This is a genomic window from Hydrogenophaga sp. L76 (assembly GCF_057654755.1).
The window spans coordinates 2,123,931-2,147,185 of the sequence record NZ_CM172807.1 but is presented as its reverse complement, the minus strand read 5'-3'; the positions used below and the strand labels follow the sequence as shown (position 1 = coordinate 2,147,185).

At 67.9% G+C, this 23,255-nt stretch carries 19 protein-coding genes; 9 read left to right on the top strand and 10 right to left on the bottom strand.

Annotated features, from left to right (window positions below; genetic code table 11):
* Positions 1-2: 2 nt before the first annotated feature.
* The 5 genes from AC23D4_RS10230 to AC23D4_RS10210 all read right to left on the bottom strand — a co-directional run bounded on the left by AC23D4_RS10230 (position 3) and on the right by AC23D4_RS10210 (position 7,056).
* Positions 3-2,297, bottom strand: a complete 2,295-nt coding sequence (locus AC23D4_RS10230; protein ID WP_472889525.1) for an NADP-dependent malic enzyme — start codon at positions 2,295-2,297, stop codon at positions 3-5.
* Positions 2,298-2,388: 91 nt separating this feature from the next.
* Positions 2,389-3,642: a M20 family metallopeptidase gene (locus AC23D4_RS10225; protein ID WP_472889524.1), complete on the bottom strand. Its 1,254-nt coding sequence runs from the start codon at positions 3,640-3,642 to the stop codon at positions 2,389-2,391.
* A 7-nt stretch (positions 3,643-3,649) separates the two neighbouring features.
* Positions 3,650-5,434 (bottom strand): 2-oxo-4-hydroxy-4-carboxy-5-ureidoimidazoline decarboxylase, encoded by a 1,785-nt coding sequence (uraD, locus tag AC23D4_RS10220; protein ID WP_472889523.1) that lies wholly within the window; start codon positions 5,432-5,434, stop codon positions 3,650-3,652.
* Positions 5,435-5,440: 6 nt separating this feature from the next.
* The gene (puuE, locus tag AC23D4_RS10215) at positions 5,441-6,391 is read right to left on the bottom strand and encodes an allantoinase PuuE (RefSeq protein WP_472889522.1); all 951 of its coding nucleotides are present in this window, start codon (positions 6,389-6,391) and stop codon (positions 5,441-5,443) included.
* Positions 6,388-7,056, bottom strand: coding sequence for a GntR family transcriptional regulator (locus tag AC23D4_RS10210; RefSeq protein ID WP_472889521.1), 669 nt, complete (start codon positions 7,054-7,056; stop codon positions 6,388-6,390). The genes puuE and AC23D4_RS10210 overlap by 4 nt, the downstream gene beginning before the upstream one ends.
* 69 nt (positions 7,057-7,125) lie before the next feature.
* Here AC23D4_RS10210 and uraH point away from each other — a divergent pair, with 69 nt between their 5' ends.
* On the top strand, positions 7,126-7,479 hold the full coding sequence (uraH, locus tag AC23D4_RS10205) for a hydroxyisourate hydrolase (RefSeq protein ID WP_472889520.1): 354 nt from the start codon (positions 7,126-7,128) through the stop codon (positions 7,477-7,479).
* Positions 7,480-7,684: 205 nt separating this feature from the next.
* Here the strand turns inward: uraH and AC23D4_RS10200 are convergent, their stop codons facing one another.
* The gene (locus tag AC23D4_RS10200; RefSeq protein ID WP_472889519.1) at positions 7,685-8,242 is read right to left on the bottom strand and encodes a hypothetical protein; all 558 of its coding nucleotides are present in this window, start codon (positions 8,240-8,242) and stop codon (positions 7,685-7,687) included.
* Positions 8,243-8,427: 185 nt separating this feature from the next.
* Between AC23D4_RS10200 and xdhC the strand changes: the two genes are divergently transcribed.
* The 5 genes from xdhC (at position 8,428) to fghA (ending at position 13,765) form a co-directional block, all read left to right on the top strand.
* Positions 8,428-9,261 carry a xanthine dehydrogenase accessory protein XdhC gene (gene xdhC / locus AC23D4_RS10195; RefSeq protein ID WP_472889518.1) on the top strand — a complete coding sequence of 278 codons (834 nt, stop codon included), beginning with the start codon at positions 8,428-8,430 and terminating at the stop codon, positions 9,259-9,261.
* A 193-nt stretch (positions 9,262-9,454) separates the two neighbouring features.
* Positions 9,455-10,651, top strand: a complete 1,197-nt coding sequence (locus AC23D4_RS10190; protein WP_472889517.1) for a urate hydroxylase PuuD — start codon at positions 9,455-9,457, stop codon at positions 10,649-10,651.
* Between the two features lie 177 nt (positions 10,652-10,828).
* Positions 10,829-11,935, top strand: coding sequence for an S-(hydroxymethyl)glutathione dehydrogenase/class III alcohol dehydrogenase (locus AC23D4_RS10185; protein ID WP_472889516.1), 1,107 nt, complete (start codon positions 10,829-10,831; stop codon positions 11,933-11,935).
* A gap of 25 nt (positions 11,936-11,960) precedes the next feature.
* Positions 11,961-12,869, top strand: coding sequence for an alpha/beta fold hydrolase (locus tag AC23D4_RS10180; RefSeq protein ID WP_472889515.1), 909 nt, complete (start codon positions 11,961-11,963; stop codon positions 12,867-12,869).
* Between the two features lie 29 nt (positions 12,870-12,898).
* Entirely contained in the window at positions 12,899-13,765 is an 867-nt protein-coding gene (fghA, locus tag AC23D4_RS10175) for an S-formylglutathione hydrolase (protein WP_472889514.1), read from the top strand.
* A 6-nt stretch (positions 13,766-13,771) separates the two neighbouring features.
* On the opposite strand, the gene AC23D4_RS10170 is transcribed toward fghA, so the two are convergent.
* From AC23D4_RS10170 to AC23D4_RS10155, 4 genes are all read right to left on the bottom strand, one after another.
* On the bottom strand, positions 13,772-14,569 hold the full coding sequence (locus tag AC23D4_RS10170; RefSeq protein ID WP_472889513.1) for an anti-sigma factor family protein: 798 nt from the start codon (positions 14,567-14,569) through the stop codon (positions 13,772-13,774).
* A gap of 13 nt (positions 14,570-14,582) precedes the next feature.
* Complete coding sequence (locus AC23D4_RS10165) at positions 14,583-15,104, bottom strand: RNA polymerase sigma factor (RefSeq protein ID WP_472889512.1); 522 nt, start codon at positions 15,102-15,104, stop codon at positions 14,583-14,585.
* Between the two features lie 12 nt (positions 15,105-15,116).
* Positions 15,117-15,446 (bottom strand): COG4315 family predicted lipoprotein, encoded by a 330-nt coding sequence (locus AC23D4_RS10160; protein WP_472889552.1) that lies wholly within the window; start codon positions 15,444-15,446, stop codon positions 15,117-15,119.
* Positions 15,447-15,710: 264 nt separating this feature from the next.
* On the bottom strand, positions 15,711-17,402 hold the full coding sequence (locus AC23D4_RS10155) for an AMP-binding protein (RefSeq protein ID WP_472889511.1): 1,692 nt from the start codon (positions 17,400-17,402) through the stop codon (positions 15,711-15,713).
* A gap of 215 nt (positions 17,403-17,617) precedes the next feature.
* Between AC23D4_RS10155 and AC23D4_RS10150 the strand changes: the two genes are divergently transcribed.
* From AC23D4_RS10150 to AC23D4_RS10140, 3 genes are read left to right on the top strand one after another with little or no spacing between them, the layout of a single operon-like run.
* Positions 17,618-18,709, top strand: a complete 1,092-nt coding sequence (locus AC23D4_RS10150) for an efflux RND transporter periplasmic adaptor subunit (RefSeq protein WP_472889510.1) — start codon at positions 17,618-17,620, stop codon at positions 18,707-18,709.
* Between the two features lie 12 nt (positions 18,710-18,721).
* The gene (locus AC23D4_RS10145; RefSeq protein ID WP_472889509.1) at positions 18,722-21,841 is read left to right on the top strand and encodes an efflux RND transporter permease subunit; all 3,120 of its coding nucleotides are present in this window, start codon (positions 18,722-18,724) and stop codon (positions 21,839-21,841) included.
* Positions 21,838-23,241, top strand: a complete 1,404-nt coding sequence (locus tag AC23D4_RS10140; RefSeq protein WP_472889508.1) for an efflux transporter outer membrane subunit — start codon at positions 21,838-21,840, stop codon at positions 23,239-23,241. Before AC23D4_RS10145 ends, AC23D4_RS10140 begins: the two co-directional genes overlap by 4 nt.
* The last annotated feature ends 14 nt before the right edge of the window (positions 23,242-23,255 follow it).

Sequence of the window (23,255 nt, the reverse complement as noted above, 5' to 3'; positions counted from 1 at the left end):
TCTCAGGCGTTGCTCGCGGCGGCCAGTGCCGTCATGTTGAGCACGCGGCGCACGGTGGCGGCGGGCGTGAGGATGTAGGCCGTGGCCGCTGCACCCATGAGCACCGGGCCCACCGTCACGCCACCGCTGGTGGTGGTCTTGAGCACGTTGTAGAGGATGTTGGCCGAATCGAGGTTCGGACAGATCAGCAGGTTGGCCGAACCGGTGAGCGTGGTCTGCGCGTCGTAGCTGCGGCGGATTTCCTCCTGCAGGGCGGCGTCGCCGTGCAGCTCACCGTCGCACTCGATCTCGGGATGCTGCGCCACAAAGAGGTCGCGCGCAGCGCGCATCTTCCTGGCCGAAGCCCGCTTGCTGGAGCCGAAGCTGGAGTGCGAAAGGAAGGCGATCTTGGGCGGTATGCCGAAACGCTGCACCTGCTGCGCGGCCATGAAGGCGATCTCGGCCAGCTGTTCGGCGTTCGGGTCCTCGTTGACGTAGGTGTCGGCGATGAAGATCGGGCCGCGGTCGGTCATGAGCGCGTTGACGGCGGCGTAGTTGGTCACGCCAGGCTGTTTGCCCAGGATCGCGTCGATGCGTTCCAGGTGGGTGCTGTAGCTGCCCACCAGGCCGCAGATCAGCGCATCGGCATCACCCAGCGAGAGCATGAGCGAGCCGATGATGGTGTTGGAGCGGCGCACCGCGGCCTTGGCCACTTCGGGTGTGGCGCCGTTGCGCGCCATGAGCTTGTGGTAGTGCTCCCAGTACTGGCGGAAGCGCGGATCGTCCTCGGGGTTGGTGTTTTGCACGTCCACACCCAGGCGCATGCGCAGGCCGGCCTTTTGAATGCGTGCGGCGATCACGGCGGGGCGCCCGATCAGGATGGGCACGGCGAGCTGGTCGTCGATCGCCATCTGGGCGGCGCGCAGCGCTCGCTCGTCTTCACCGTCGGCGAAGGCGACCCGTTTGCGCTCCGGAGGCAGGGCCTTGGCGGCGTTGAAGATGGGCCGCATCAGGATGCCGGTCTGGTAGACGAAGCGTCCCAGGCTCTCCTTGTAGGCCACCATGTCGGTGATGGGGCGGGTGGCCACGCCGGAGTCGGCAGCGGCTTGCGCCACGGCGGGCGCGATCTTGAGGATCAGGCGGGTGTCAAAGGCCTTGGGGATGATGTAGTCGGGGCCGAACACCAGCTCCTGCCCGGCGTAGGCGGCGGCCACTTCGTCGCTGATCTCGCTCTTGGTCAGGTCCGCGATCTGGCGCACGCAGGCCAGCTTCATCTCTTCCGTGATCTTGGTGGCACCACAGTCGAGCGCACCGCGGAAGATGTAGGGGAAACACAGCACGTTGTTGACCTGGTTCGGGTAGTCCGAGCGGCCGGTGGCGATGATGCAGTCGGGCCGAGCGGCCTTGGCGATCTCGGGCCGGATCTCGGGCTCGGGGTTGGCCAGCGCCAGGATGATGGGTTGCGAGCCCATGCTTTTGACCATGTCGGCATCCACCACGCCCGCGGCCGAGCAGCCGAGGAACACGTCGGCGCCCTGCATCGCATCGGCCAGCGTGCGCGCGGCGGTGGTTCGGCAGTAGCGCTGCTTGGATTCGTCGAGCTTGCCGCCCGCGACGTCGGCGCGTTCGGTGTGGATCACGCCCTTGGAGTCGCAGACCAGGATGTTCTCGATGTTGACGCCGAGGTTGACCATCAGGTCCAGGCAGGCGATGGCCGCGGCGCCCGCGCCCGACACCGCCATCTTCACCTGACCGATCTGTTTGCCGACCAGTTCCAGTCCGTTGATCAGGGCGGCGCTGGAGATGATGGCGGTGCCGTGCTGGTCGTCGTGGAAGACGGGGATCTTCATGCGCTCGCGCAGCTTCTTCTCGATGTAGAAGCACTCGGGCGCCTTGATGTCTTCGAGGTTCACGCCCCCCAGCGTGGGCTCCAGCGCGGCAATGATGTCGACCAGCTTGTCGGGGTCGCGTTCGGCGAGTTCGATGTCGAACACGTCGATGCCGGCGAACTTCTTGAACAGGCAACCCTTGCCCTCCATCACCGGCTTGCTCGCCAGCGGGCCGATGTCGCCCAGCCCGAGCACGGCGGTGCCGTTGGTGATGACGCCGACCAGGTTGCCGCGCGCGGTGTATTCCGAAGCCAGCGACGGGTCGGCCTCGATGGCCAGGCAGGGATAGGCGACACCGGGCGAATACGCCAGCGACAGGTCGCGCTGGTTGGACAGCGGCTTGGTCGGGGTGACGGAAATCTTGCCCTTGCCGGGCGAGCGGTGGTATTCGAAAGCGGCGTCGCGCAGGGCTTGTTCAGCGGGTGTCATGGTCTCTCCAGAATCGGGCCGCCCGGCGTGGGCGGGCGGTCATTGTGGCACGCTGCCCGCCGGCCATCTGCTGGGGCAATCCACAGGTGGCTCAGGCGGCCTGCAGCACATCCAGCAGGGTGCGGGCAACCACTTTGGTGGCGCGCCGCAGGTCTTCCAGCAGCAGGTTCTCGTCGGCGCGTTTGGCATTGGACTCGCGCACGGTGCGCGGGCCGGCGCCGTAGATCACGCCCGGGATGCCGTGTTCGCCGTAGATGCGCACGTCGGTGTAGAGCGGTGTGCCGACGGCCGGAATGGGCTCGCCGAACAGTTCCTGCCCGTGTTTCTGGATCGCTTCGACCAGCGGCTGGTTGCCGGGCAGGGGCTTGAGCGCACGCGCCAGGAGGATGCGTTTCACGTCCACGCTGATCGCCCGGCCACCGCGCGGCGGGTTGAAGCTGGCGGCCGCTTCGGCGATGGTGCGGCGCAGGGCCGCTTCCACCTCGGCCGGGTCTTCCTCGGGGATCATGCGGCGGTCCACCTTGAGCACCACCTTGCCGGGGATCACGTTGGTGTTGGTGCCGCCGCTGATCTGGCCCACGTTGAGGTAGGGGTGGGTGATGCCTTCGACGCTGGAGGTGACCTTGAGGTAGTCGGCGTTGAGAGCGTAGAGCGCGTTGAGGATGTGCACCGCGCCCTGCAGCGCGTCGGTGCCGCTGTCGGGGATGGCGGCGTGCGCCATGTCCCCGTGCACCGTCACCTCCAGCTGCAGGCAGCCGTTGTGCGCCACCACCACCTGGTAACTGAAGCCGGCGGCGATCATCAGGTCGGGTTGGGTGAGGCCGTTCTTGAGCAGCCAGTCCGGGCCGACCTCGCCGCCGTATTCCTCGTCGTAGGTCACGTGCAGTTCGACGCCGCCTTTGAGTGGCAGGCCGAGCGATTCGAGCGCGCGGATGGCGAAGCTGAAGCTAGCGATGTCGCACTTGCTCACGGCGGTGGCGCGGCCGTAGATCCGGCCGTCCACGATCTCGCCGCCGTAGGGGTCGTGCGTCCAGCCCTCGCCGGGCGGCACCACGTCGCCATGCGCGTTGAGCGCGATGGTCTTGCCACCCTCGCCGAAGCGGCGGCGCACGATCAGGTTGGTGATGGTCTCCAGGCCGGCGGCCTTCACCTCGGCTTCGGGCACAGCGTGTTTTTCGGCGTTCAGGCCCATCGCGGCCAGCAGCTCGGCCGTGCGCTCGGCGTGGGGCGCGTTGTTGCCGGGCGGCGTGTCGGTGGGCACGCGCACGAGTTCCTGCAGGAACCGCACTTCTTCGTCGAAGTGGGCGTCGATCCAGGCGTCGAGTTGTTGTTGCGGAGTGGTCATGGGGTGTTCAGTTGGGGTGTTCGGCGGCGAGTTGGCCGAGCAGGTGCGCAAAGGCACGCACGCACAGGTCCATGTCGTCGCTGGTGCTGGATTCGAGCGGGTTGTGGCTGATGCCGCTGTTCTGCCCGCGCACGAACAGCATGGCTTGCGGCATCACTTCGTGCAGCTTCATGGCGTCGTGGCCGGCACCGCTGGGCAAACGGTGCAGTGGCACGCCGAGCGCGGCCGCAGCCGCTTCCCAGCGCGCCTGCCAGGCTGGGGCACTGGGTGCGGCGGCGGCGCGCATGGTTTCTTCCAGCGTGTGGCGCACACCGCGGCGGCTGCAGATGTCGCCGAGTTTCGCCAGCACGTCCTCTGCCAGCGCGTCGCGCTGGGCATCGCTCGGCGCGCGCAGGTCGAGGCTGTAGCTGCAGCGGCCCGGCACCACGTTGATGGAGCCGTTGGGCACCTGCAGCATGCCGATGGTGGCGACCGAGTCGCCGTCGGCCGCGGCGCGCTGCTCGGCGTAGAGCGCCAGCTCGGCCACGGCGCAGGCGGCGTCGCGGCGCCGGTCCATGGGCGTGGTGCCGGCGTGGCTGGCCATGCCGATCACCTCGCCCAGGTAGCGCACGCTGGCGTTGATGGAGGTGACGATGCCCAGCGGCAGGTCGAGTTCGTTGAGCACCGGACCCTGCTCGATGTGCACCTCGACGAAGCCGAGGTATTTGGCCGGGTCGCGTCGCAGCGAGCCTATGGCTTCCAGCGTGGCGGGCAGGCCGGCGTGTTGCATGGCCGCGCGCATGGTGACGCCGTCGGCATCCTGCTGGTCCAGCCAGGCCGGGTTGAAGTGGCCGGTGAGTGCGCCCGAGCCCAGGAAGGTGGCCTTGTAGCGCTGGCCTTCTTCTTCGGCAAAGCCCACCACCTCGATGGCGAAGGGCAGTCGCCGGCCAGCCAGCTTCAGCTGCTGCACGCAGGCCATGGGCACGAAGATGCCCAGGCGCCCGTCGTATTGGCCACCGTTGCGCACGGTGTCGTAGTGGCTGCCGGTGAGCAAGCTGGGCGCACCGGGCGAGTTGCCGTGGTAACGGCCCACCACGTTGCCCACCGCGTCGATGTGCGCCTCGTCAAACCCCAGCGCCAGCATCTGCCGCTGCAACTGCGCCGCACAAGCCCGGTGTGCGTCGGTCAGGTAGGTCACGGTGAGCTGGCCGAGTTCGGCGCAGCCCGGGTCGGTGTGGCGTGCCAGGTCTTCGTGCCAGTCCCAGACCGCGTTGCCCAGCACCGGCTCAAAGCCGAACTTGTCGTTCAGGCGGATCTCGGCGATGCGGTGGATGTTGCGCAGGCACTCGGCGCGCTCGAAGTCCACCGGGTTGTGCAGGCGGCGCTGAAAGGTGGCGATGATCTCCGCCTTGGTGAGGCCCGTGCCGCGCGGCCCGCGCACCGCGAGGATGAACGGGAAGCCGTGTTTTGCGTTGTAGTCGGCGTTGAGGCGCTGGATGTGCGCGAATTCTTCGGGCGTGCAGTGCGTCAGGCCGGCTTTGGTCTGCTCGTTGGTGGACTCTGCCGTCAGGGCCTTGCTGACCATGGCCTTGCCCGCGAGCTCGGGGTGGGCGCGGATCAGCGCGAGCTGCGGTTCAACACCAGCCTCGTTGAGCACGCGCACCATCGCGTGTTTCAACGCCGCGAGCGAAGCAAACGGGCGCTGCTGCAGCGCTGCCTCGGCGATCCAGGGCGAGTGTTCGTAGAGGCCGTCGAGCATCTGCGCGGCCTCAGCCAGCGGCGCCGCGTTGAGTTGGTCCAGGGTGATGGGCATGGCGGTTCAGGCGGCGTTGAGGGGGTGCGTGGCCTTCCAGTGCAGCGCGATGTCCAGCCGCCGCGCCACCCAGACTTTGTCGTGCGACTGGATGTGGTCCAGGAAGCGTTGCAGTGCGGTGATGCGGCCCGGGCGCCCGAGCAGTCGGCAGTGCATGCCGATGCTCATCATCTTGGGTCGGTTCAGACCGTCCGGATCGCCTTCGGCGTAAAGCGCGTCAAACGTGTCTTTCATGTACTGGAAGAACGGTTCGGCGTGCGAATAACCCTGGGGCAGTGCAAAACGCATGTCGTTGCAGTCCAGCGTGTAGGGCATGATGAGCTGGTGCGCGTCGCTGCCGTCGGTCTTGCGGACTTTCATCCAGAACGGCAGGTCTTCGCCGTAGTAGTCGCTGTCGTACTCGAAGCCGCCGAAGTCGGCCACGAGGCGGCGCGTGTTGGGGCTGTCGCGGCCGGTGTACCAGCCCAGCGGTCTTTCACCGGTCAGGCGTTCGATGATCGACATCGCCTCGGCCATGTGGGCGCGCTCGGTGGCTTCTTCCACGTTTTGGTAGTGGATCCACTTCAGGCCGTGGCAGGCGATGTCGTAGCCCAGTTCCTTGAACGCCGCGGTCAGCTCGGGGTGTTTTTCCAGCGCGGTGGCGACGCCGAACACGGTCAGCGGCAGGTCGCGCCTTTCGAACTCCCGCAGGATGCGCCAGACCCCGGCACGCGAACCGTATTCGTAGATGCCTTCCATGCTGATGTGCCGGTCCGGGAACGAGGCCGGGTTGAACATTTCCGAGAGGAACTGCTCCGATCCCGCGTCACCGTGCAGCACACAGTTCTCGCCGCCTTCTTCGTAGTTCAGCACGAACTGCACGGCGATGCGCGCGCCATTCGGCCAGCGCGCGTGCGGCACGTCGCGGCCATAGCCGACCAGGTCGCGGGGGTAGGGGGCGGTGGCGTCGTAGATCATGAGGACAAGGCCATCGAGATGTCGTTGGACGGCAGCTTGCGGTCGAAGGTCAGGCCTTCTTCCACGTGCATCAGGTGTTGATTCATCAGGCGCACGGCGGTTTCTTCGTCTTTGGCGGCGAGGGCCTTGACGATGGCGACATGTTCTTCGTTGGAGTGTTCGGCCGCGTTCGTGCTCTGGTACATCAGCGTGATGAGGGCACAGCGTGAGATCAGCTCTCGCAAGAGTTCGGCCAGCACCTGGTTGCCCATGAGTTCGGCCAAACGCACGTGGAAGTCGCCCAGCAGTTCGGTGCGGCCTGGCACATCCTGGTTGTCCACGGCCCGCTTTTCCTGCGCCACGTGTTCGCGCAAGGCCTTGATCTTGCTTGGCGTGACCTGCCGCACGAAGGCGCGCGTCATTTCGATCTCCAGCATGCGGCGCACGGCGAACACCTGTTTGGCTTCCTCGACCGAGGGTGCCGCCACGAAGGCACCGCGCGCGGGCTCCAGCCGGATCAGGCGGTTTTGCGAGAGCTGGAACAGCGCCTGGCGCACCAAGGTGCGCGAGACGCCAAAGTGGTCCGCGAGCTTCTGCTCGGCCAGCTTGGTGCCTGGATGCAACCGATGCTCCACGATGGCCTTGGTGAGGGACTCGACGATGTGGCGGGTGCTGGAGGTTTCCATGCGGGCATCATATCCAGAAAAACAAAAAGTGTATACACTTTCAGTCGACTGCAATGGAAAGGAATCCTCATGGGCTTGAGTACACACGTTCTGGACACCATGCATGGCTGCCCGGCCGCCGGCATGGCCGTGGAGCTTTACACCACCGAGGGCGAGCTGGCCACGCTGGTCAAGCGCTTTGAGCTCAACGCCGACGGCCGAAACCCCGACGGCCTGCTCTACGACAACGCCAGCCTCAAGGTGGGCACCTACCGGCTGGTGTTCGATGTGAAAGGGTATTACGCGGCCCGGGGCGTGGCGCTGCCCGAGCCCAATTTCCTCAACCGCGTGGCGCTGGATTTTGGCGTGGCCCACACCGACCAGCACTACCACGTACCGCTGCTGGTGAGTCCGTGGAGCTATTCCACATACAGAGGCAGCTGATTTCCAATCTCCCCCCCGTGCCGCTTCGCGTCCCCCCCCCAGGGGGCGATGCGAGTGGCCCGGCAAAGCCGGTTCCACCGCATCCTGGGCTTGAAGGCACGCCCGCCGAGCGCGATGTCTCAACCCAGGGCACCGAGGAACCGGCTTTGCCGGGCCTCTGGTGCCGCCCCCTGGGGGGGGTGACGCCGCAGGCGGCGCGGGGGTGTTACTTACTCCTTTGCCCTTCGGTCAGCGTATCGAGCTGGAAGTTGCCGCTCTTGTCCCACAGCCAGACATCGGTGTAGATCACGCTGCCCAGCTGTACGGGCGCCGGAAACGGAGCCGCTTCGTGCACGGTGCGTTCGATCTCGCGCACCACGTCGGGGGCATGGGAGGGGGCGCGCATCCAGTTCAGGCGCCGCACGTTGCCGCGGTTGTCCAGATCCACCTGCAGCACGCCGACGGCGTGCATCAGCGGCGGCAACTGGCCTTTGAAGATGCGGTGGGCGTTTTTCCCATAAATGTGGCGGGCGCCGTCCTGGCGGTAAGCGCGCGGGTTGTCGGCTTTCGACACCAGGCTCGGGGGCACCTCGGGTGAGGGCGTTGGCAAGGCAATGGGGTCGACGACCGGTGGTGTTGTGGGGGGGGCTGTCACTGGCGACGCGCAGGCGGCCAGCAGGGCAGCGGCGCACAACGCGAGCGATCCCCAGACGCTGCGCAGGCGGCTGGAGTCGGCTGGTGCGGGGCCGACCGGTCCCGGGTGGGCGGGGGTGGTGATGTTCATGGTGCCAGGTCTCCTGATGCGAGGTCCGCACGGGCTGCCAGCGGGGTGGCGGTGTCGGGCTCATACGGGCAATCTGATGAAGTGTATGTGGGAATCGCCTGGGGGTGTTTGCTGGTCGCGGTGATACTTCGCAGCACGCTCCGGCTTTACGTCTTCATACAGTTCTGTAGGCAAACGCACCACACATGACCCCGGAACTTGACGGTTTCTTGCGGTATCTGGCCCTCGCGCCAGCGGTGCTGGTCAGCGTGTCGGAGACGCGCGGCTCGGTGCCGCGCGAGCGTGGTGCCTGGATGGCGGTGTTTGGCGACACCCAGGTGGGCACGATCGGTGGCGGCCAGCTCGAATGGAGCGCCGTTCGCCAGGCGCGCGAACGGCTGGCACTGCCCGGCGACCGACCGGGAGGCGGCGCATGGGAGCACGAGGCGGCCCTGGGGCCCAGCCTGGGGCAGTGTTGTGGTGGTCGCGTGCGCCTGCGGTTCGAGCCGGTGCAGGCGGCGGACCGTGACGCCCTGCGCCAGCGCCTGAGCCCCCGGCTGACGCCGCTGGCCCTGTTCGGCGGCGGTCACGTGGGTCGGGCCATCGTGCAGGCGCTGGCGCCCTTGCCCTTTGAGGTGACCTGGATCGACAGCCGCGACGAGGTGTTTCCCGGCGATCTGCCGCCGCAGGTGCACGCGGAACATTCCGACCCGGTGCAGGCGGCTGTGGGCGACCTCGCCCCGGGTTCGTTGGTGCTGATCATGAGCTTTTCACACGCCGAAGACCTCGACATCGTGGCGGCCTGCCTGCAGCGCCAGCGCACCACGGCCGACCTGCCGTTCGTGGGCCTGATCGGCAGCCGCACCAAGTGGGCCACCTTCCGGCACCGCCTGGCCGAGCGTGGCTTCGGCGATGCCGAGCTGGCCCGGGTCAATTGTCCGATCGGGCTGCCGGGCATCACCGGCAAGGAGCCCGCCGTGATCGCGGCCTCGGTTGTGGCGCAGTTGTTGCTAGTCCGGTCCGGGGCCGCCAAGGGCTGAAACGAGGCGGGATCTGCGGGTTATCACGCAGTCGACTGTTTGCAAAAAGTGTATACACTTTGGCGGTCTGGTCGCAGCGGAGCGGGCGTCGTTCAACAGCATCGACGCTCAAACGCGGCCCTCAGTCGGCTCAGAGCGCCCGCGGTGGTGAGTCGCAAACCCTGACGGGTGTCCGTCGTCGTGTTGAGGTGCCATGGAAACTTATCTGCTCGATTGGGCCAACCTGCTGTTGCGCTGGCTGCACGTCATCGTCGCCATCGCCTGGATCGGCTCCTCCTTCTATTTCGTCTTCCTCGACAGCAGCCTCACGCCGCCCGAAGACGAGCAGCTGAAAATAGACGGCGTCAGTGGCGAACTCTGGGCGCTGCACGGCGGCGGTTTCTACCACCCGGTGAAATTTGCAGGCGCGCCGCCCAAGCTGCCCGAGCACCTGCACTGGTTCTACTGGGAGAGCTATTCCACCTGGCTCTCGGGCTTTGCGCTGTTCCTCATTTCGTACCTCTGGAGCCCCAGCGTCTACCTGATCGATCCCAACATCATGCAATGGAGCCCGGCCGGCGCGATCGCCGCCGCACTGGCGTTCCTGGTGGTGTTCTGGCTGCTCTACGACGCCATTTGCCGCACGCTGGGCCAGACCGACAACGGCGACGCCAAGGTTGGCGCGCTGGTGCTGGTGCTGGTGTGCATTGCGGCCTATGCCGCCACACAGATGTTCGCCGGCCGTGCGGCCTTCCTGCTGATGGGCGCCATGCTCGCCACCTCGATGAGCGCCAACGTGTTTTTCTGGATCATTCCCGGCCAGCGCACCGTGGTGGCCGACATCAAAGCCGGCCGCCCGGTGGACCCGATCCACGGCAAACGCGGCAAGCAGCGCAGCGTGCACAACACCTACTTCACGCTGCCGGTGCTGTTCGCCATGCTGAGCAACCACTACAGCTTCACCTACGCCAACGAACACAACTGGCTGATCCTCATCGGCATGATGTTCGCGGGCGCTGCCATCCGCCAGTTCTTCGTCATGCGCCACGGCTTCAAGCTCGGTCGCAACGCCCACCCCTGGCCCTACGCGGCGGTGGGCGTGGTGGCGTTGCTCGCGCTCATCGTCTGGCTCAGGCCCGCGCCGGTGGCTGCGGTGTCGGTTTCTGAAACGGTGGGCTACGCTCAGCTCAAGCCGGTGATCGAGCAGCGCTGCGTGATGTGCCACGGCGAAGCCCTGCAGTCCAAGGGGGTGCGCCTGGACCAGCCAGCCGCCGTCAAGCAGCACGCGCAGATGATCTACCAGCAGGTGGTGCTCATGAAGGCCATGCCCATGAACAACGCCACCGGCCTGACCGACGCAGAGCGTGCCCTGTTTGCGCAGTGGTTCATGGACGGCGCACGGACTGATTGACCCCCCCGCAGCGCTTCGCGCTACCCCCCAGGGGGCAACCCCTGCGGCCTGGTGAAGCCAGTTCCGCGGTGTTCTGGGTCTGGGCATTTCGCGCCGGCTTGCCGATGTGGGCCAGGGGTCGGCGTGGTCGTTCTGCGGTACGCTTGTGCGGTTGTCCAACCACCATCGCCGCAGACCATGAAAACCAAAGCCGCCGTCGCCTGGAAAGCAGGCCAGCCTCTGAGCATCGAAACCGTGGACCTGGAAGGCCCGAAATTCGGCGAAGTGCTGGTCGAGATCAAGGCCACCGGCATCTGCCACACCGACTACTACACGCTCTCGGGCGCCGACCCCGAAGGCATCTTCCCCGCGATCCTCGGCCATGAAGGCGCGGGCATCGTGGTGGACGTGGGCCCGGGCGTGACCTCGCTCAAGAAGGGCGACCACGTCATCCCGCTCTACACCCCCGAATGCCGCCAGTGCAAGTTCTGCCTGAGCCGCAAGACCAACCTCTGCCAGCTGATCCGCGGCACGCAGGGCAAGGGCCTGATGCCCGACGCCACCAGCCGCTTCAGCCTCGACGGCCAGCCCATCTTTCATTACATGGGCACCAGCACCTTCAGCAACTACACGGTCGCGGCCGAAATCTCGCTGGCCAAGATCCGCGAAGATGCGCCGTTCGACAAGGTCTGCTACATCGGCTGCGGTGTCACCACCGGCATCGGCGCCGTGATCTTCACCGCCAAGGTGGAGGCGGGTGCCAACGTGGTGGTGTTCGGCCTCGGCGGCATCGGCCTGAACGTGATCCAGGGCGCCAAGATGGTGGGCGCCGACAAGATCATCGGCGTGGACCTGAACCCCGCGCGCGAAGCCATGGCGCGCAAGTTCGGCATGACGCACTTCATCAACCCCAAGGACCACGCCAACGTCGTTGACGCCATCGTGCAGCTCACCGACGGCGGCGCCGACTACAGCTTCGAGTGCATCGGCAACACCCAGGTGATGCGCCAGGCGCTGGAGTGCACGCACAAGGGCTGGGGCCGCAGCATCATCATTGGCGTGGCCGAGGCCGGCGCCGAGATCAGCACGCGCCCGTTCCAGCTCGTCACCGGTCGCAAGTGGGAAGGCTCGGCCTTCGGCGGCGCGCGCGGCCGCACCGACGTACCCAAGATCGTGGACTGGTACATGGAAGGCAAGATCAACATCGACGACCTGATCACCCACAAGCTCAAGCTGGAAGACATCAACAAGGGCTTCGACCTGATGAAGAGCGGTGAGTCGATCCGCTCGGTGGTCGAGTTCTAAGAGACTCTCAGCCTCTGAGCTCGCCATGGCGCTGCCCACCCTGAACGCCGACACCCGCGTGCGCGCCGGCGTGCTGGAGGTGGCCTGCCACCTGGCCGGGCCCGCCGACGGCCCGCCGGTGCTGCTGATGCACGGCTTCCCCTACGACATCCACGCGTACGTCGACGTCGCGCCGATGCTGGCCGACGCCGGCTGCCGCGTGGTGGTGCCTTACCTGCGCGGTTTCGGCGCCACGCGGTTCCTGGAAGCCTCGACGCCCCGCTCCGGCGAGCAGGCGGTGCTGGGGGCCGATCTGCTGGCGCTGCTGAATGCGCTGCGCATCGATCGCGCCGTGCTGGCCGGCTACGACTGGGGCGGCCGCGCGGCCTGCGTGGTGGCGGCCCTGTGGCCCGAACGCATCGCGGGGCTGGTCTCGGTCAACAGCTACAACATCCAGAACATCGTGCGCGCCATGGTGCCGGACACGCCGGCCAACGAACACCGGCTCTGGTACCAGTACCTGTTCCACAGCGAGCGCGGCCGCGCCGCCTTGCAGCAGGACCGGCGCGCGCTCTGCAAGCTGCTCTGGCAACTGTGGTCGCCCACCTGGGTCTTCGACGAAGCCACCTTCGAACGCAGCGCGGTTGCCTTCGACAACCCCGATTTCGTCGACGTGGTCATCCACTCCTACCGCCACCGCTTCGGCCTGGTGCCGGGCGACCCGGCGGTGGCCGAGGTGGAGCGGCGCCTGGCCGCGCAGCCGGTGATCGGCGTGCCGGTCATCACGCTGGACGGTGAGGTGGACGGCGTGCGGCCGGCCGAGCCGGCGCCGGCCAACGCCCACCGCTTCACCGGACCCAGGTCGCACCGCATCCTGCCCGGTGTGGGCCACAACCTGCCGCAGGAAGCGCCGCGTGTCTTTGCCGACGCCATACTGGAACTGATCCGCCGCTGATGGCGGGCACCCTCACGGAGAAAAACACCATGGGTTTTGAGCGCCTTGAACTGGTCAGCGAACACGGCTGCTTCGGCGGCGTGCAGCGTTTCTACAAACACGCATCGAGCGAGATCGGCTTGCCGATGGGTTTTGCGCTGTTCCTGCCGCCGCAGGCGCTGGCCGGGCAAAAAGTGCCTTTGCTCACTTTCCTGGCGGGCCTGACCTGCACCGAAGAAACCTTCTCCATGAAAGCGGGTGCGCAGCGTCTGGCCGCGCAGCTCGGCCTGGCGCTGCTGATGCCCGACACCAGCCCGCGCAACACCGGCGTGGACAGCGAAGACCACCACTGGGACTTCGGCGTTGGCGCCGGCTTCTACCTCGACGCGACGCAGGCGCCCTGGTCCGGCCACTGGTGCATGGAGAGCTACCTGCTGAAAGAACTGCTGCCAGCGGTGACGGCCGAGTTCCAGCTGGACGGCGATCGCCTGGGCCTGTTCGGTCACTCCATGGGCGGGCACGGCGCGCTGACCCTGGCGCTGCGCCACCCGGGCGTGTTTCGCAGCCTCTCGGCGTTTGCGCCCATCTGCGCGCCCACCAGATGCCCCTGGGGCCACAAGGCGTTCACCGGTTACCTGGGACAGGACGAGAGCACCTGGGTCGAACACGATGCCAGCCTGCTGATGGCCGCGCAGAAGACCGCGCCGTACCCGGGCGGCATCCTGATCGACCAGGGCCTGGCCGACAAATTCCTGGCTGAACAGCTGTACCCCGAAGCTTTTGAAACCGCCTGCGCGCAGGCCGGCCAGCCACTCACGCTGCGCCGCCACGCCGGTTACGACCACGGCTATTACTTCATCAGCACCTTCATGGAAGACCACCTGCGCCACCACGTGCAGGCGCTGGCGCAAGCCTGAGCGGTCTCAGCCGGGCAGGGCGCCGGGCTGCTGCAGCTGCCGGTAGACCGCGTCGGCCAGCTGCGCCAGCCGTTCCCGGGGCAGGTTGCCGCTGAGCGCGTAGCCGAGCGAGCCCTCGATCCAGTAAAAGGTTTCGGTTTGACCCACCCGCGCGAAGCGGAACGCCTCCGGCGCCGGGGCGGCGTCACCCGGCAGCACCGAGACATGCAGCGTGATGCGCCCGGCCTCGGGGTTCTCATACATGAACAGCGCGCGCGGTTCTCCCGCCTGGCCGGGCAGCAGGCGCCCGCCCATCAGGCCAAAACCCTGGTCTTCCAGCAGCGGCGCCTTCAGCGGCGTGCCCAGGCGGCGCGACAGCCACTGCACCAGGTGCGTCTGCTCCTGCACACCGACCTCGACCGCATGGCGTTTTTCGGGCACATACACCGCGTGCGCCACGCGCGCTTCCTGCACGAAACCCGGCTCGCCCGTACCGGCCAATGGCGAGCCGGCCTGGCGCAGCCACCAGCCGCCCGCGAAGCCCAGGCCCAGCATCAGGCTGGCCACCAGGCCCTGCAGCCAGGGCCGCGAGCGGCGCGGCCGGGTGGCGCGCGCCAGCGCCAGCGGCACGGGTTCATCGAGCACACCGCGCTGCAGCGCCTGCAGGCCCAGGCGCTGGGCCTGCCAGGCCTGGACCCGGGCGGCGGCGTCGGGGTGTTGCAACAGCCAGTCCGACACCACCGGGACGAACCCGGGGAGCAACTGGCCGTCGACCCAGGCGTGCAGCTCGGCGTCGGTCACGGGAGTGGGGTTGTCGGGGGTCATGCGCAAGGCGTTTTCATTTCACGATCTTCAACCGGTGTGTCCGGGTCTGAACCGGTGCTCCACCGTCCATCAGTTGGCGCAGCTGTTCGCGTCCGCGCGACAGCCGCGACATCACCGTGCCCGCCGGCACGCCCAGCACCTGGGCGGCTTCTGCGTAGGGCAGTTCTTCCACACACACCAGCAACACCACCTCGCGCAGCGCGGGGCTGAGCTGGCGCAGCGCCTGTTCCAGGTCCAGCCGTTCGGGCGTGTGCAGGAACGGGTCGTGGCTGGGCTCGTTGCCCTCGTCCAGTTCCACCGCCTGGCGCTCGTGCACCGTGTCACGCACCTGGTTCAGGTACAGGTTGTGCATCAGCGCGAGCAGCCAGCCGCGCAGGCCGCTGCCGTCTTCGCGCGGGCGCCACAGCGACCACTTGTGGCAGGCCCGTTCCAGCGTGTCCTGCACCAGGTCGTCGGCACGGCTGGCATCCCCCGTGAGCAGGCGCGCATAACGCCGCAGCCGAGGGATGTGGGTCAGCGCGCCTTCCGGGCCCAAACCTGGCCGCTTTCAGGGCTTGACAACGTGCCAGACACCGTTGAAACCGTCGCCTGTCATGTCGCCGGGCTTGGTGTCCTTGACCCAGTAGTACAGCGGCTTGCCTTTGTAGGCCAGCTGTTTGCCACCGTCATCGCGCGTGACCACGCTGTAGTCACCGGCGGGTGCGGAGTTGCCGGCCATCAGCGGCGGCCAGTTGGTGGCGCAGGGACCGTTGCAGACGCTCTTGCCACTGCCGGCCATGTCGCGGTCGAAGGTGTAGAGCGTCATGCCGTTGGGGCCGGTCAACAGCCCATTGGCCACCATGGGAGCGCCAGCGGGCGCGGTGGCCGGGGCCGCCATGCCGTAGCCGTGGCGCTTCATCATGCCGGGGTGACCGGGACCACCCATGCCCCGGGCGCCGGGACCGCCCATGCCCCGGGGGCCGGCGCAGCCCACGAGCAGGGACGCACCCAGCAGCAGGGTGGCAGAGGTGGAAAACAGGAGGGATCGGCGTTGCATGAGCAGGCTCCTTGAACAGGGGTTAAACAGGGACTGACACGCGGTGAACACCGCAGCGAGACCGTTTATTCCCGATGGCCCGACTGTTTTGTCCGGTGGCCGGTTTCAGAAGTCCGACCAGACGACCGGCTTTCCCGCGGTTTCCCAGGCTTCGTAGTGTTTCGCGTACAGCTCTTCGATGCGGTTGCGCTTGACCTTGAAGGTCGGCGTGATGACGTCGTTGTCCACGGTCCAGGCGCTGGTCACCATCACGATGCACTGCAGCTGTTCGTGCGGGTCGAGCGTGGCGTTGATGTGCTGCAGGTGTTGCGCCAGCGAGGCCTCCAGCGCGCGGCGCGCGACGGGGTCGCCCGTCCGTGCAACCGCCTCGGCGTTGAGCATCACGATGCCCAGCGGCTGCCCCAGGTTGGCGCCGGTGACCACGCAGGCTTCCACCGCCTCGTGCATCACCAGCCGGTCTTCGATCGGCGCGGGCGCGACGTATTTGCCCTTGCTGGTCTTGAACAGGTCTTTCACCCGGCCGGTGATGTGCAGGTTGCCCTGGGCGTCGATGCGGCCCTTGTCGCCGGTGTGCAGCCAGCCGTCGAGCGTGAAGGCGTCGCGCGTCTGCTCCGGCTCCTTGTAGTAACCCAGCATCAGTGCCGGGCTGCGCATCTGGATTTCGCCGTTCTGCGGGTCGATGCGGTGTTCCACGCCGTCGTAGGTCGGTCCGACCGAGCCCTGCTGGTTCTGGCCGGGAATGGTGATGTGCGAGACCGCGAGGTTCTCGGTCATGCCGTAGCCCTCGTTGATGTGCAGGCCGAGACGGCTGTACCACTGCAGCAGCTCCATCGGCATGGGCGCGGCGCCACCGGCGGCAAAGCGGCACTGGTCCAGTCCCAGTGCTTTCTTCACCTTCTTGCGCACCAGGCCGCCGATCAGTGGAATGCCCAGCAGGCGCTGCAGCTTGGCCGGTGGCATCTTGTGGTGCACGCCCTGCTGGAACTTCACCCACAGGCGCGGCACCGAGAAGAAGATGGTCGGCCGTGCGCGCTGCAGGTCGGCGGCAAAGGTGTCGAGCGATTCGGCGAAATACAGGCTCATGCCTGTCTGCAACCAGCCGTGTTCGACCAGCACGCGCTCGACCACGTGCGCCAGCGGCAGGTAGGAGAGCATGCGGTCCTCGCCCGACATCGGCACGCGCTTCAGGCCGCTGGTGATGGCCCAGGCGAAGTTGTCGAAGCTGTGCATGACGCCCTTGGGTCGCCCGGTGGTGCCCGAGGTGTAGATCAGCGTCGCCAGCTCGTCGGGTGCGCGGGTCGGCTGGCCGGTCAGCGGCGCGGTGCGCGCCACGATGGCGTCCCAGCCGTCATAGGCCGCGATCGCGTCGGCCGGCGACAGCGGGTAGCTGATGCAGGGCAGGCCGGCCGGCACGCCCGACTTCATGCCCTCCCAGCCGTCGAGCTTGCCCACGAAGCAGGCCTTGGCCTCGCTGTGCGTGAGGATCTGGTTCACCGTGTCGTGTGCCAGCGTGGGGTACAGCGGCACCGACACATACCCGGCCATCCAGATCGCCAGATCGCTCATGAGCCACCAGGCGCAGTTCTTCGACAGGATGGCGATCTTCGAACCCGGCTCCCAGCCCTGTGCCTGCAGGTGGGCGGCCATGCGCCGCGTCTGGTCGGCTACCTGGGCCCAGGTCCAGGTCTGCGTGGCACCGTTGCCCATGGGCTGGGTCAGAGTGACGCGGGACGGGGCGGTCTGCTCCCAGTGGTAGAGGCGTTGCAGGGCAAGCAGGTCGGGCGCGATTTTGGGCATGTTCTTGTCTCCTGGAGGGTGTGTGAACTTTCCAATTTACCAAGTGGGCGTGCCGGTGTTTAGAGGGTTTCACCTGTTCGAGGGGGCCGACGGGACCGGCAGCGCATCGCTGCGGTCGAGGTGCGATACTTTGCGGCGCTCAACGGGAACTCTGGTGCCGGGCGTGCATCCATCTGCCAGCACACGGCGCCGGCGCACCAACCGGGTGTCCTGTGATGGGTCAACGGGCCGCAGCAGCGGCCTCTTTTTTTGTCTGCACCACCTTGTTCCGTTCACCACCCTTCATCGCGCTGGCCATGGCCTGGGGTCTGTTCTTCAACGGAGCCGTTGCTGCCCGCGCTCAGACCCCTCCCGTGGCACCCGTTGCCCCACCCGTGATCGTGGCCACCAGCACCGAGGCCAGCGACAACGTCACCCTCAACGTCCTTGGCAGTGGTGTGGCTCGACAGTCGGTCACGCTGTACCCGGCCGTGGCTGGCGAAGTGGCCCAGCTCGGCTTTCGAACCGGCCAGCGCGTGAAGGCAGGGCAGGTGCTGCTCCGCCTGGTGGACCGCAGCCAGCGGCTGGCGGCTGACCTGGCGGCGGCACGCGTCGACGCGGCGCAAGCGCTGGCGCGGCGCTACGAAGGCACGCGCGGTACCGGCGCGGTGCCCGAGAGCGTGGTGGACGAGGCCCGCGCTGCCCTGCGCGCCGCGCAGATCGAACGTAAGCAGGCGGGCGAAGCCGTGGCCGATCGTGTGGTGCGTGCGCCCTTCGAAGGGGTGGTGGGCCTGGCCAGCGTGGGGGTTGGCGACCGCGTCAGCACCGACACGGCATTGGTCACGCTTGACGATCAGCGCGACTTGCGGCTCGACTTTGAAGTGCCAGAGGCCTACCTGTCTCGCGTGGCCGCCAGGCAGTCTCTGACGGCGGTCAACCCGGCCTACCCTCAGCGAAGCTTTGATGGCGAGATCACCGAGATCGACAGCCGTGTCGACCCGACCACCCGCAACGTGCGGGTGCGCGCCAGGCTGCCCAACAAGGACGATGCGCTGCGATCGGGCATGTCGTTTCAGGTGAAGCTCGAGTTGCCCGGCCAGGCCTATGTGAGCGTGCCGGAACTGGCCTTGCAATGGGGCCGCGAAGGTTCCTTTGTCTGGGCCGTGCGCGACGGGAACGCGGTACAGGTGGCTGCGCGCCCGGTGCGACGCACCGCTGGCCGCGTACTGATCGACAGCGAACTGAAGGCGGGTGAAGCGGTGGTGGTCGAAGGCGTGCAGCGCCTGCGCGCGGGCCGGCCGGTGCGCGTGGTCGGCAACGGATCGTGAGAGCAGTCCCGCATGACTGACGACCGCGCCAGCGACCTGCCCGCCCTCTCCATCCGCCGGCCCTGGCTGGTGATTGTGATCAACCTGCTGATCGTGATTGCCGGCCTGGGCGCCTGGATGGGGGTGGAGGTGCGCGAGCTGCCCAACATCGACCGGCCCATTGTCGCGGTGGTTGCCAACTACCCGGGCGCCGCACCCGAGACACTCGATGCCGAGGTGACCCGCCTGCTCGAAGGCGCGGCCTCCAGGGTGCCGGGCGTGTACCTGGTGCGTTCGTCCAGTGAAGAAGGCAATCTGCGCGTCATCATCGAATTCAACCCCGGCGTGGACCTGGTGACCGCCGCCAACGACGTGCGCGATGCGGTCGCGCGGGTGCAGCGCAGCCTGCCCAGCGGCGTGGAAAACCTCACCGTGATCAAGGCCGACGCCGACGCCGATCCGGTGATGCAGCTGGCGGTTTCCAGCCGCACGCTGGCGGTGGACGAGCTCTCGCGCGTGGTGGAAGAACAGATCGAAGCCGAGCTGGTTTCGGTGGAGGGCGTGGCCGACATCACGCTGTTCGGCACGCGCCAGCGCGTCATGCGGGTGCGCATCGACCCCTTGCGTCTGGCCGCCTACAACGTGTCGGTGGACGACATCGCCACCTTGCTGCGCAGCGCGCGCGTGGACGTGCCCGCAGGCAGCCTGGAATCCAGCAACCAGGAAGTGCTGGTGCGCGCCAACGCCTCGGTCACCACACCGGCGCAACTGCGCGCGCTGCGCCTGAACCCTGCCCTGGCGCTGGGCGATGTGGCCGACGTGTTCTACGGTCCGGCCGATGCCACGTCCTATGTGCGCCTGAACGGCGAGGCGGTGATCAGCCTGGGGGTGGTGCGGCAGGCGCAATCGAACAGCGTGGCCATTTCCGAGGGCGTGCGCGCCGTGGTCGATCGCCTCAACCAGAACAGTGGCGACCTGACCGTGTCGGTGGTGTCGGACGACGCCGTCTTCATCAGCGGTGCGATCCGTGAGGTGGTGATCAGTCTGGGCCTGGCGGTGCTGATCGTGGTGGCCGTGGTCGGTGTTTTTCTGGGCCAGTGGCGCGCCACGCTGGTGCCGGTGGTGGCCATTCCCGTCGCGCTCATCGGCACCCTGGGCGCCATCTGGATGCTGGGTTTTTCGGTCAACCTGCTGACCTTGCTGGCCCTGCTGCTGGCGACCGGCCTGGTGGTGGACGACGCCATTGTGGTGCTGGAGAACATCCAGCGCCGGCGCGGCCAGGGCCTGCTGCCGCGCGCTGCGGCGGTGCTGGGCACGCGCGAGGTGTTCTTTGCCATCGTGGCGACCACGGCCACCCTGGTTTCGGTCTTCGTGCCCATCTCCTTCCTGCCTTCGGCCGCGGGACGGCTGTTTGCCGAGTTCGGCTTCGTGATGGCGATCGCGGTGGCCATCTCGTCCTTCGTGGCCCTCTCGCTCGGACCGATGATCAGTTCGCGCCTGCCCGAGGCGCGCGCGCCCGGGCCGGTGTGGCGCCGTCTCTCGGCCTGGGGCAACCGCGGCATCGGCGCCTATGACCGCTGGCTGGCCAGGGCCCTCGGGCGGGCCTGGTGGGTCTTCGGCGTGTGCGTGTTGCTGGCGGTGGGCGCGGGGTTCACCTTCACCCAGTTGAACCAGGAGCTCGCGCCCACCGAAGACCGCGGCGTGTTGTCGATCCGGCTCGATGGCCCGGACGGCGTGGGCCTGGCCTACAGCGACCGCCAGCTCGAAGCCGCACTGGCCGCGGTGAGGCCGTTGCAGGACGAAGGTCTGGTGAAGAACCTGTTCACCATCACCGGCCGATTCGATTTCAACCGCGCCGAGATCGTTGCGCCGCTGACCGACTGGAGCGAACGCACCGTATCGCAGGCCGAACTGACCGCGCGCGTGCAGGCGCTGCTGAACGACCTGCCGGGCGCACGCGTGCGCATCCGCGGCGGCAACAGCCTGGGCGTGGGTGGTGGCGACGGCAGCGTGCAGATGGCCATCACCGGCGACGACTACCCCCGCATCGCCGAAGCCGCCTACGCCTTCGCGGCCGCCATCGAAGACCGGCTGCCCGGCTTGCGCGACGTGCGCGTGAGCTACACCGCCTCGCAGCCACAGCTCACGCTGCAGGTGGACCGCGAACGCGCCACCGCCCTGGGTGTACCGGTCGAAGGGCTGGATACCGTGCTGCGCGCCCTGGTGGACGGTACCGAAGTGGCCGAACTCAATGTGGACGACCGTACGGTGCCCGTGATCCTGCAGTCCACCGCGCGCGGCGCCACCGACCCGCAGGACCTGCTGGCCTACAGCGTGCGCGCCGGCGGACCCGATGGCTCGCGCCTGGTACCGCTGTCGCAGTTCGTGCGCTTTGAAGAAACCGCCATTCCTTCCGAGCTGGAACGCCTGGGCCAGCGCCGCGCGGTGCAGCTCAGTGCCGTCGCCGCCGACGGCGTGTCGCTGGCCCAGGCGGTGACCGATCTGCGCGCACTCGCCGCCACCGAGCTGCCGCCCGGCATGGGCCTGCTGTTCCGCGGTGATGCCGCCACGCTGGAGCAGACCGGGCGCGACGTGCTCATCACCTTCGCCATTGCGCTGCTGGTGGTGTTCCTGGTGCTGGTGGCGCAGTTCGAAAGCGTGACCAGCGCCGCGGTGGTGCTGATCAGTGTGCCCTTCGGCCTGGCCGCGGCGGTTTTCGCGATGGCGCTCAGCGGCACCTCGGTCAACATCTACAGCCAGATCGGCCTGCTGTTGCTGGTGGGCGTGATGGCGAAGAACAGCATCCTGATGGTGGAGTTCGCCGACCAGTTGCGCGACGCCGGTCGCAGCGTGCCGGAGGCCGCACAGGAAGCCGCGGCCACGCGCCTGCGCCCGATCATGATGACCATGGCCTCCACCGTGCTGGGCGCGCTGCCCCTGGTGCTGGGCAGCGGCCCGGGCGCCGAGTCGCGTGCGGCCATTGGCTGGGTGATTTTCGGTGGCCTGTCGCTCGCCGCCGTGTTCACGCTCTTCCTCACGCCGGTGGTCTACCTCGGCATCGCGCGTTTCGCCCAGCCCCGTGCCCATCAGGCCGAAAACCTGGCCCGCGAGATGAAACAGGCCGCCGTGAACGAACAGAACGAACCCGTATGAATGTGCCCCTGCCTGCGCGCGGACACCTGGCCGCTCTGGCGCTGTGTGGTGCTCTGGTGGCCTGCGCCAGCGCCCCACCTGCGCCAGACCTGCCGACGCTCGGCCTGGACCAGGCCACCCGCTTCGAAGCCGCGCCGCCGGATGCGCCCGACGCCCAGATGGCCGACTTGCGCTGGTGGCAGCGTTTTGACGATCCTGAACTGGCCTTGTGGGTTGAGCGCGCGCTCGCCCTCAACCCCGACATCGCCATTGCGCGTGAGCGCGCGGTGCAGGCCCGTGCCCTGTTGCGCAGCGCGGGCGGCCAGCGGGGCCTGCAGGTGGGCGGCGAACTGGCGCTGGAGCGCCGCAGCCGCCGCGACGCCGGCACACACGCGCTCGACCCCTCGGCAGCGATCGATGTCGAATGGGATCTGGACCTCTGGGGTGGCTTGCGCCAGGCCGAACGCTCGGCGGCGGCCGCCGTGCTGCGCTCCGAGGACCTGGTGCAGGCCGCGCGCCTGTCCGTCGCTGCGCTGACGGCGCGCGCCTATGTGGCCTGGCGCGAGGCCCTGCTCGACCAACGCCTGCTGGCCGGCGCCCTGGACCTGCAAACCGAGGTGTTGCGCGTGGTGCGTGTGCGGGTGCGGGCCGGTCTGTCGCCGCAGCTGGACCTGGACCGCGCCGAAGCCGAAGCCGCTTCCCTGACCGCAGACGCAGCCGATGCGGTCGTCCGGGTGCGCCAGGCAGGCGCTGCCCTGCAGGTGTTGGCCGGCGAGCGCCCCACAGCGCTCGAAGGAGGTGAAGCCGTGCGCCTGCCCGCGTTGTCGGGTGCGCAAACGGTGGTGCGCCCGCTGAACCTGCTGCGTCTGCGGCCCGACCTGCGCGCCGCCGAACAGGCGCTGACCGGTGCAGCGGCCGACCTGGGGGTGGCGCGCGCCGACCTGTACCCGCGCCTGCGCCTGCCGGGCTCGATCACGCTCACCTCCAGCGCGTTCGGTGGCGGGGTGCTGGACATCGTCACCGCCAGCATCGCAGCCGTGCTCGACGCCACGCTGTTCGACGGTGGCCAGCGCCGTGCCGGGGTGGCCGTGGCCGAATCGGTGGTGCGGGAGTCGCTGGAGATCTACCGGCAAACGCTGCTGCAGGCCTTGCAGCAGACCGAAGCCGCCCTGGTGGCGGCCAGCGGAGCGCGTCAGCGCGCGCAGGCCCTGGAAACAGGCCATGCCGCCGCCAGCGCCGCCGTGGCACAGGCCCGCGTGCTGTACGACAACGGTCTCTCGGGTTTTCTGGATGTGCTCGATGCCCAGCGCAGCGCGCTGGACACCCGCCGGCGACTGCTGGTGGCCCAGGGCGACGGCGCTCGCCAGTCCATCGCCACCTTCGAAGCCATGGGCCTGATCGAACCCGGTGCCGGCCACTGACGGCGGTGGCGGGC

Excerpts from the sequence above, each read along its gene's own strand:
- AC23D4_RS10140 (WP_472889508.1), top strand. The coding sequence starts at position 21,838 with ATGAATGTGCCCCTGCCTGCGCGCGGACACCTGGCCGCTCTGGCGCTG.
- AC23D4_RS10170 (WP_472889513.1), bottom strand. The coding sequence starts at position 14,569 with ATGACCCCCGACAACCCCACTCCCGTGACCGACGCCGAGCTGCACGCC.
- AC23D4_RS10145 (WP_472889509.1), top strand. The coding sequence starts at position 18,722 with ATGACTGACGACCGCGCCAGCGACCTGCCCGCCCTCTCCATCCGCCGG.
- fghA (WP_472889514.1), top strand. The coding sequence starts at position 12,899 with ATGGGTTTTGAGCGCCTTGAACTGGTCAGCGAACACGGCTGCTTCGGC.
- AC23D4_RS10155 (WP_472889511.1), bottom strand. The coding sequence starts at position 17,402 with ATGCCCAAAATCGCGCCCGACCTGCTTGCCCTGCAACGCCTCTACCAC.
- AC23D4_RS10200 (WP_472889519.1), bottom strand. The coding sequence starts at position 8,242 with ATGAACATCACCACCCCCGCCCACCCGGGACCGGTCGGCCCCGCACCA.
- xdhC (WP_472889518.1), top strand. The coding sequence starts at position 8,428 with ATGACCCCGGAACTTGACGGTTTCTTGCGGTATCTGGCCCTCGCGCCA.
- AC23D4_RS10210 (WP_472889521.1), bottom strand. The coding sequence starts at position 7,056 with ATGGAAACCTCCAGCACCCGCCACATCGTCGAGTCCCTCACCAAGGCC.
- AC23D4_RS10185 (WP_472889516.1), top strand. The coding sequence starts at position 10,829 with ATGAAAACCAAAGCCGCCGTCGCCTGGAAAGCAGGCCAGCCTCTGAGC.
- AC23D4_RS10160 (WP_472889552.1), bottom strand. The coding sequence starts at position 15,446 with ATGGCGGCCCCGGCCACCGCGCCCGCTGGCGCTCCCATGGTGGCCAAT.
- AC23D4_RS10190 (WP_472889517.1), top strand. The coding sequence starts at position 9,455 with ATGGAAACTTATCTGCTCGATTGGGCCAACCTGCTGTTGCGCTGGCTG.
- AC23D4_RS10150 (WP_472889510.1), top strand. The coding sequence starts at position 17,618 with ATGGGTCAACGGGCCGCAGCAGCGGCCTCTTTTTTTGTCTGCACCACC.
- AC23D4_RS10225 (WP_472889524.1), bottom strand. The coding sequence starts at position 3,642 with ATGACCACTCCGCAACAACAACTCGACGCCTGGATCGACGCCCACTTC.
- uraH (WP_472889520.1), top strand. The coding sequence starts at position 7,126 with ATGGGCTTGAGTACACACGTTCTGGACACCATGCATGGCTGCCCGGCC.
- AC23D4_RS10180 (WP_472889515.1), top strand. The coding sequence starts at position 11,961 with ATGGCGCTGCCCACCCTGAACGCCGACACCCGCGTGCGCGCCGGCGTG.
- AC23D4_RS10230 (WP_472889525.1), bottom strand. The coding sequence starts at position 2,297 with ATGACACCCGCTGAACAAGCCCTGCGCGACGCCGCTTTCGAATACCAC.
- uraD (WP_472889523.1), bottom strand. The coding sequence starts at position 5,434 with ATGCCCATCACCCTGGACCAACTCAACGCGGCGCCGCTGGCTGAGGCC.
- puuE (WP_472889522.1), bottom strand. The coding sequence starts at position 6,391 with ATGATCTACGACGCCACCGCCCCCTACCCCCGCGACCTGGTCGGCTAT.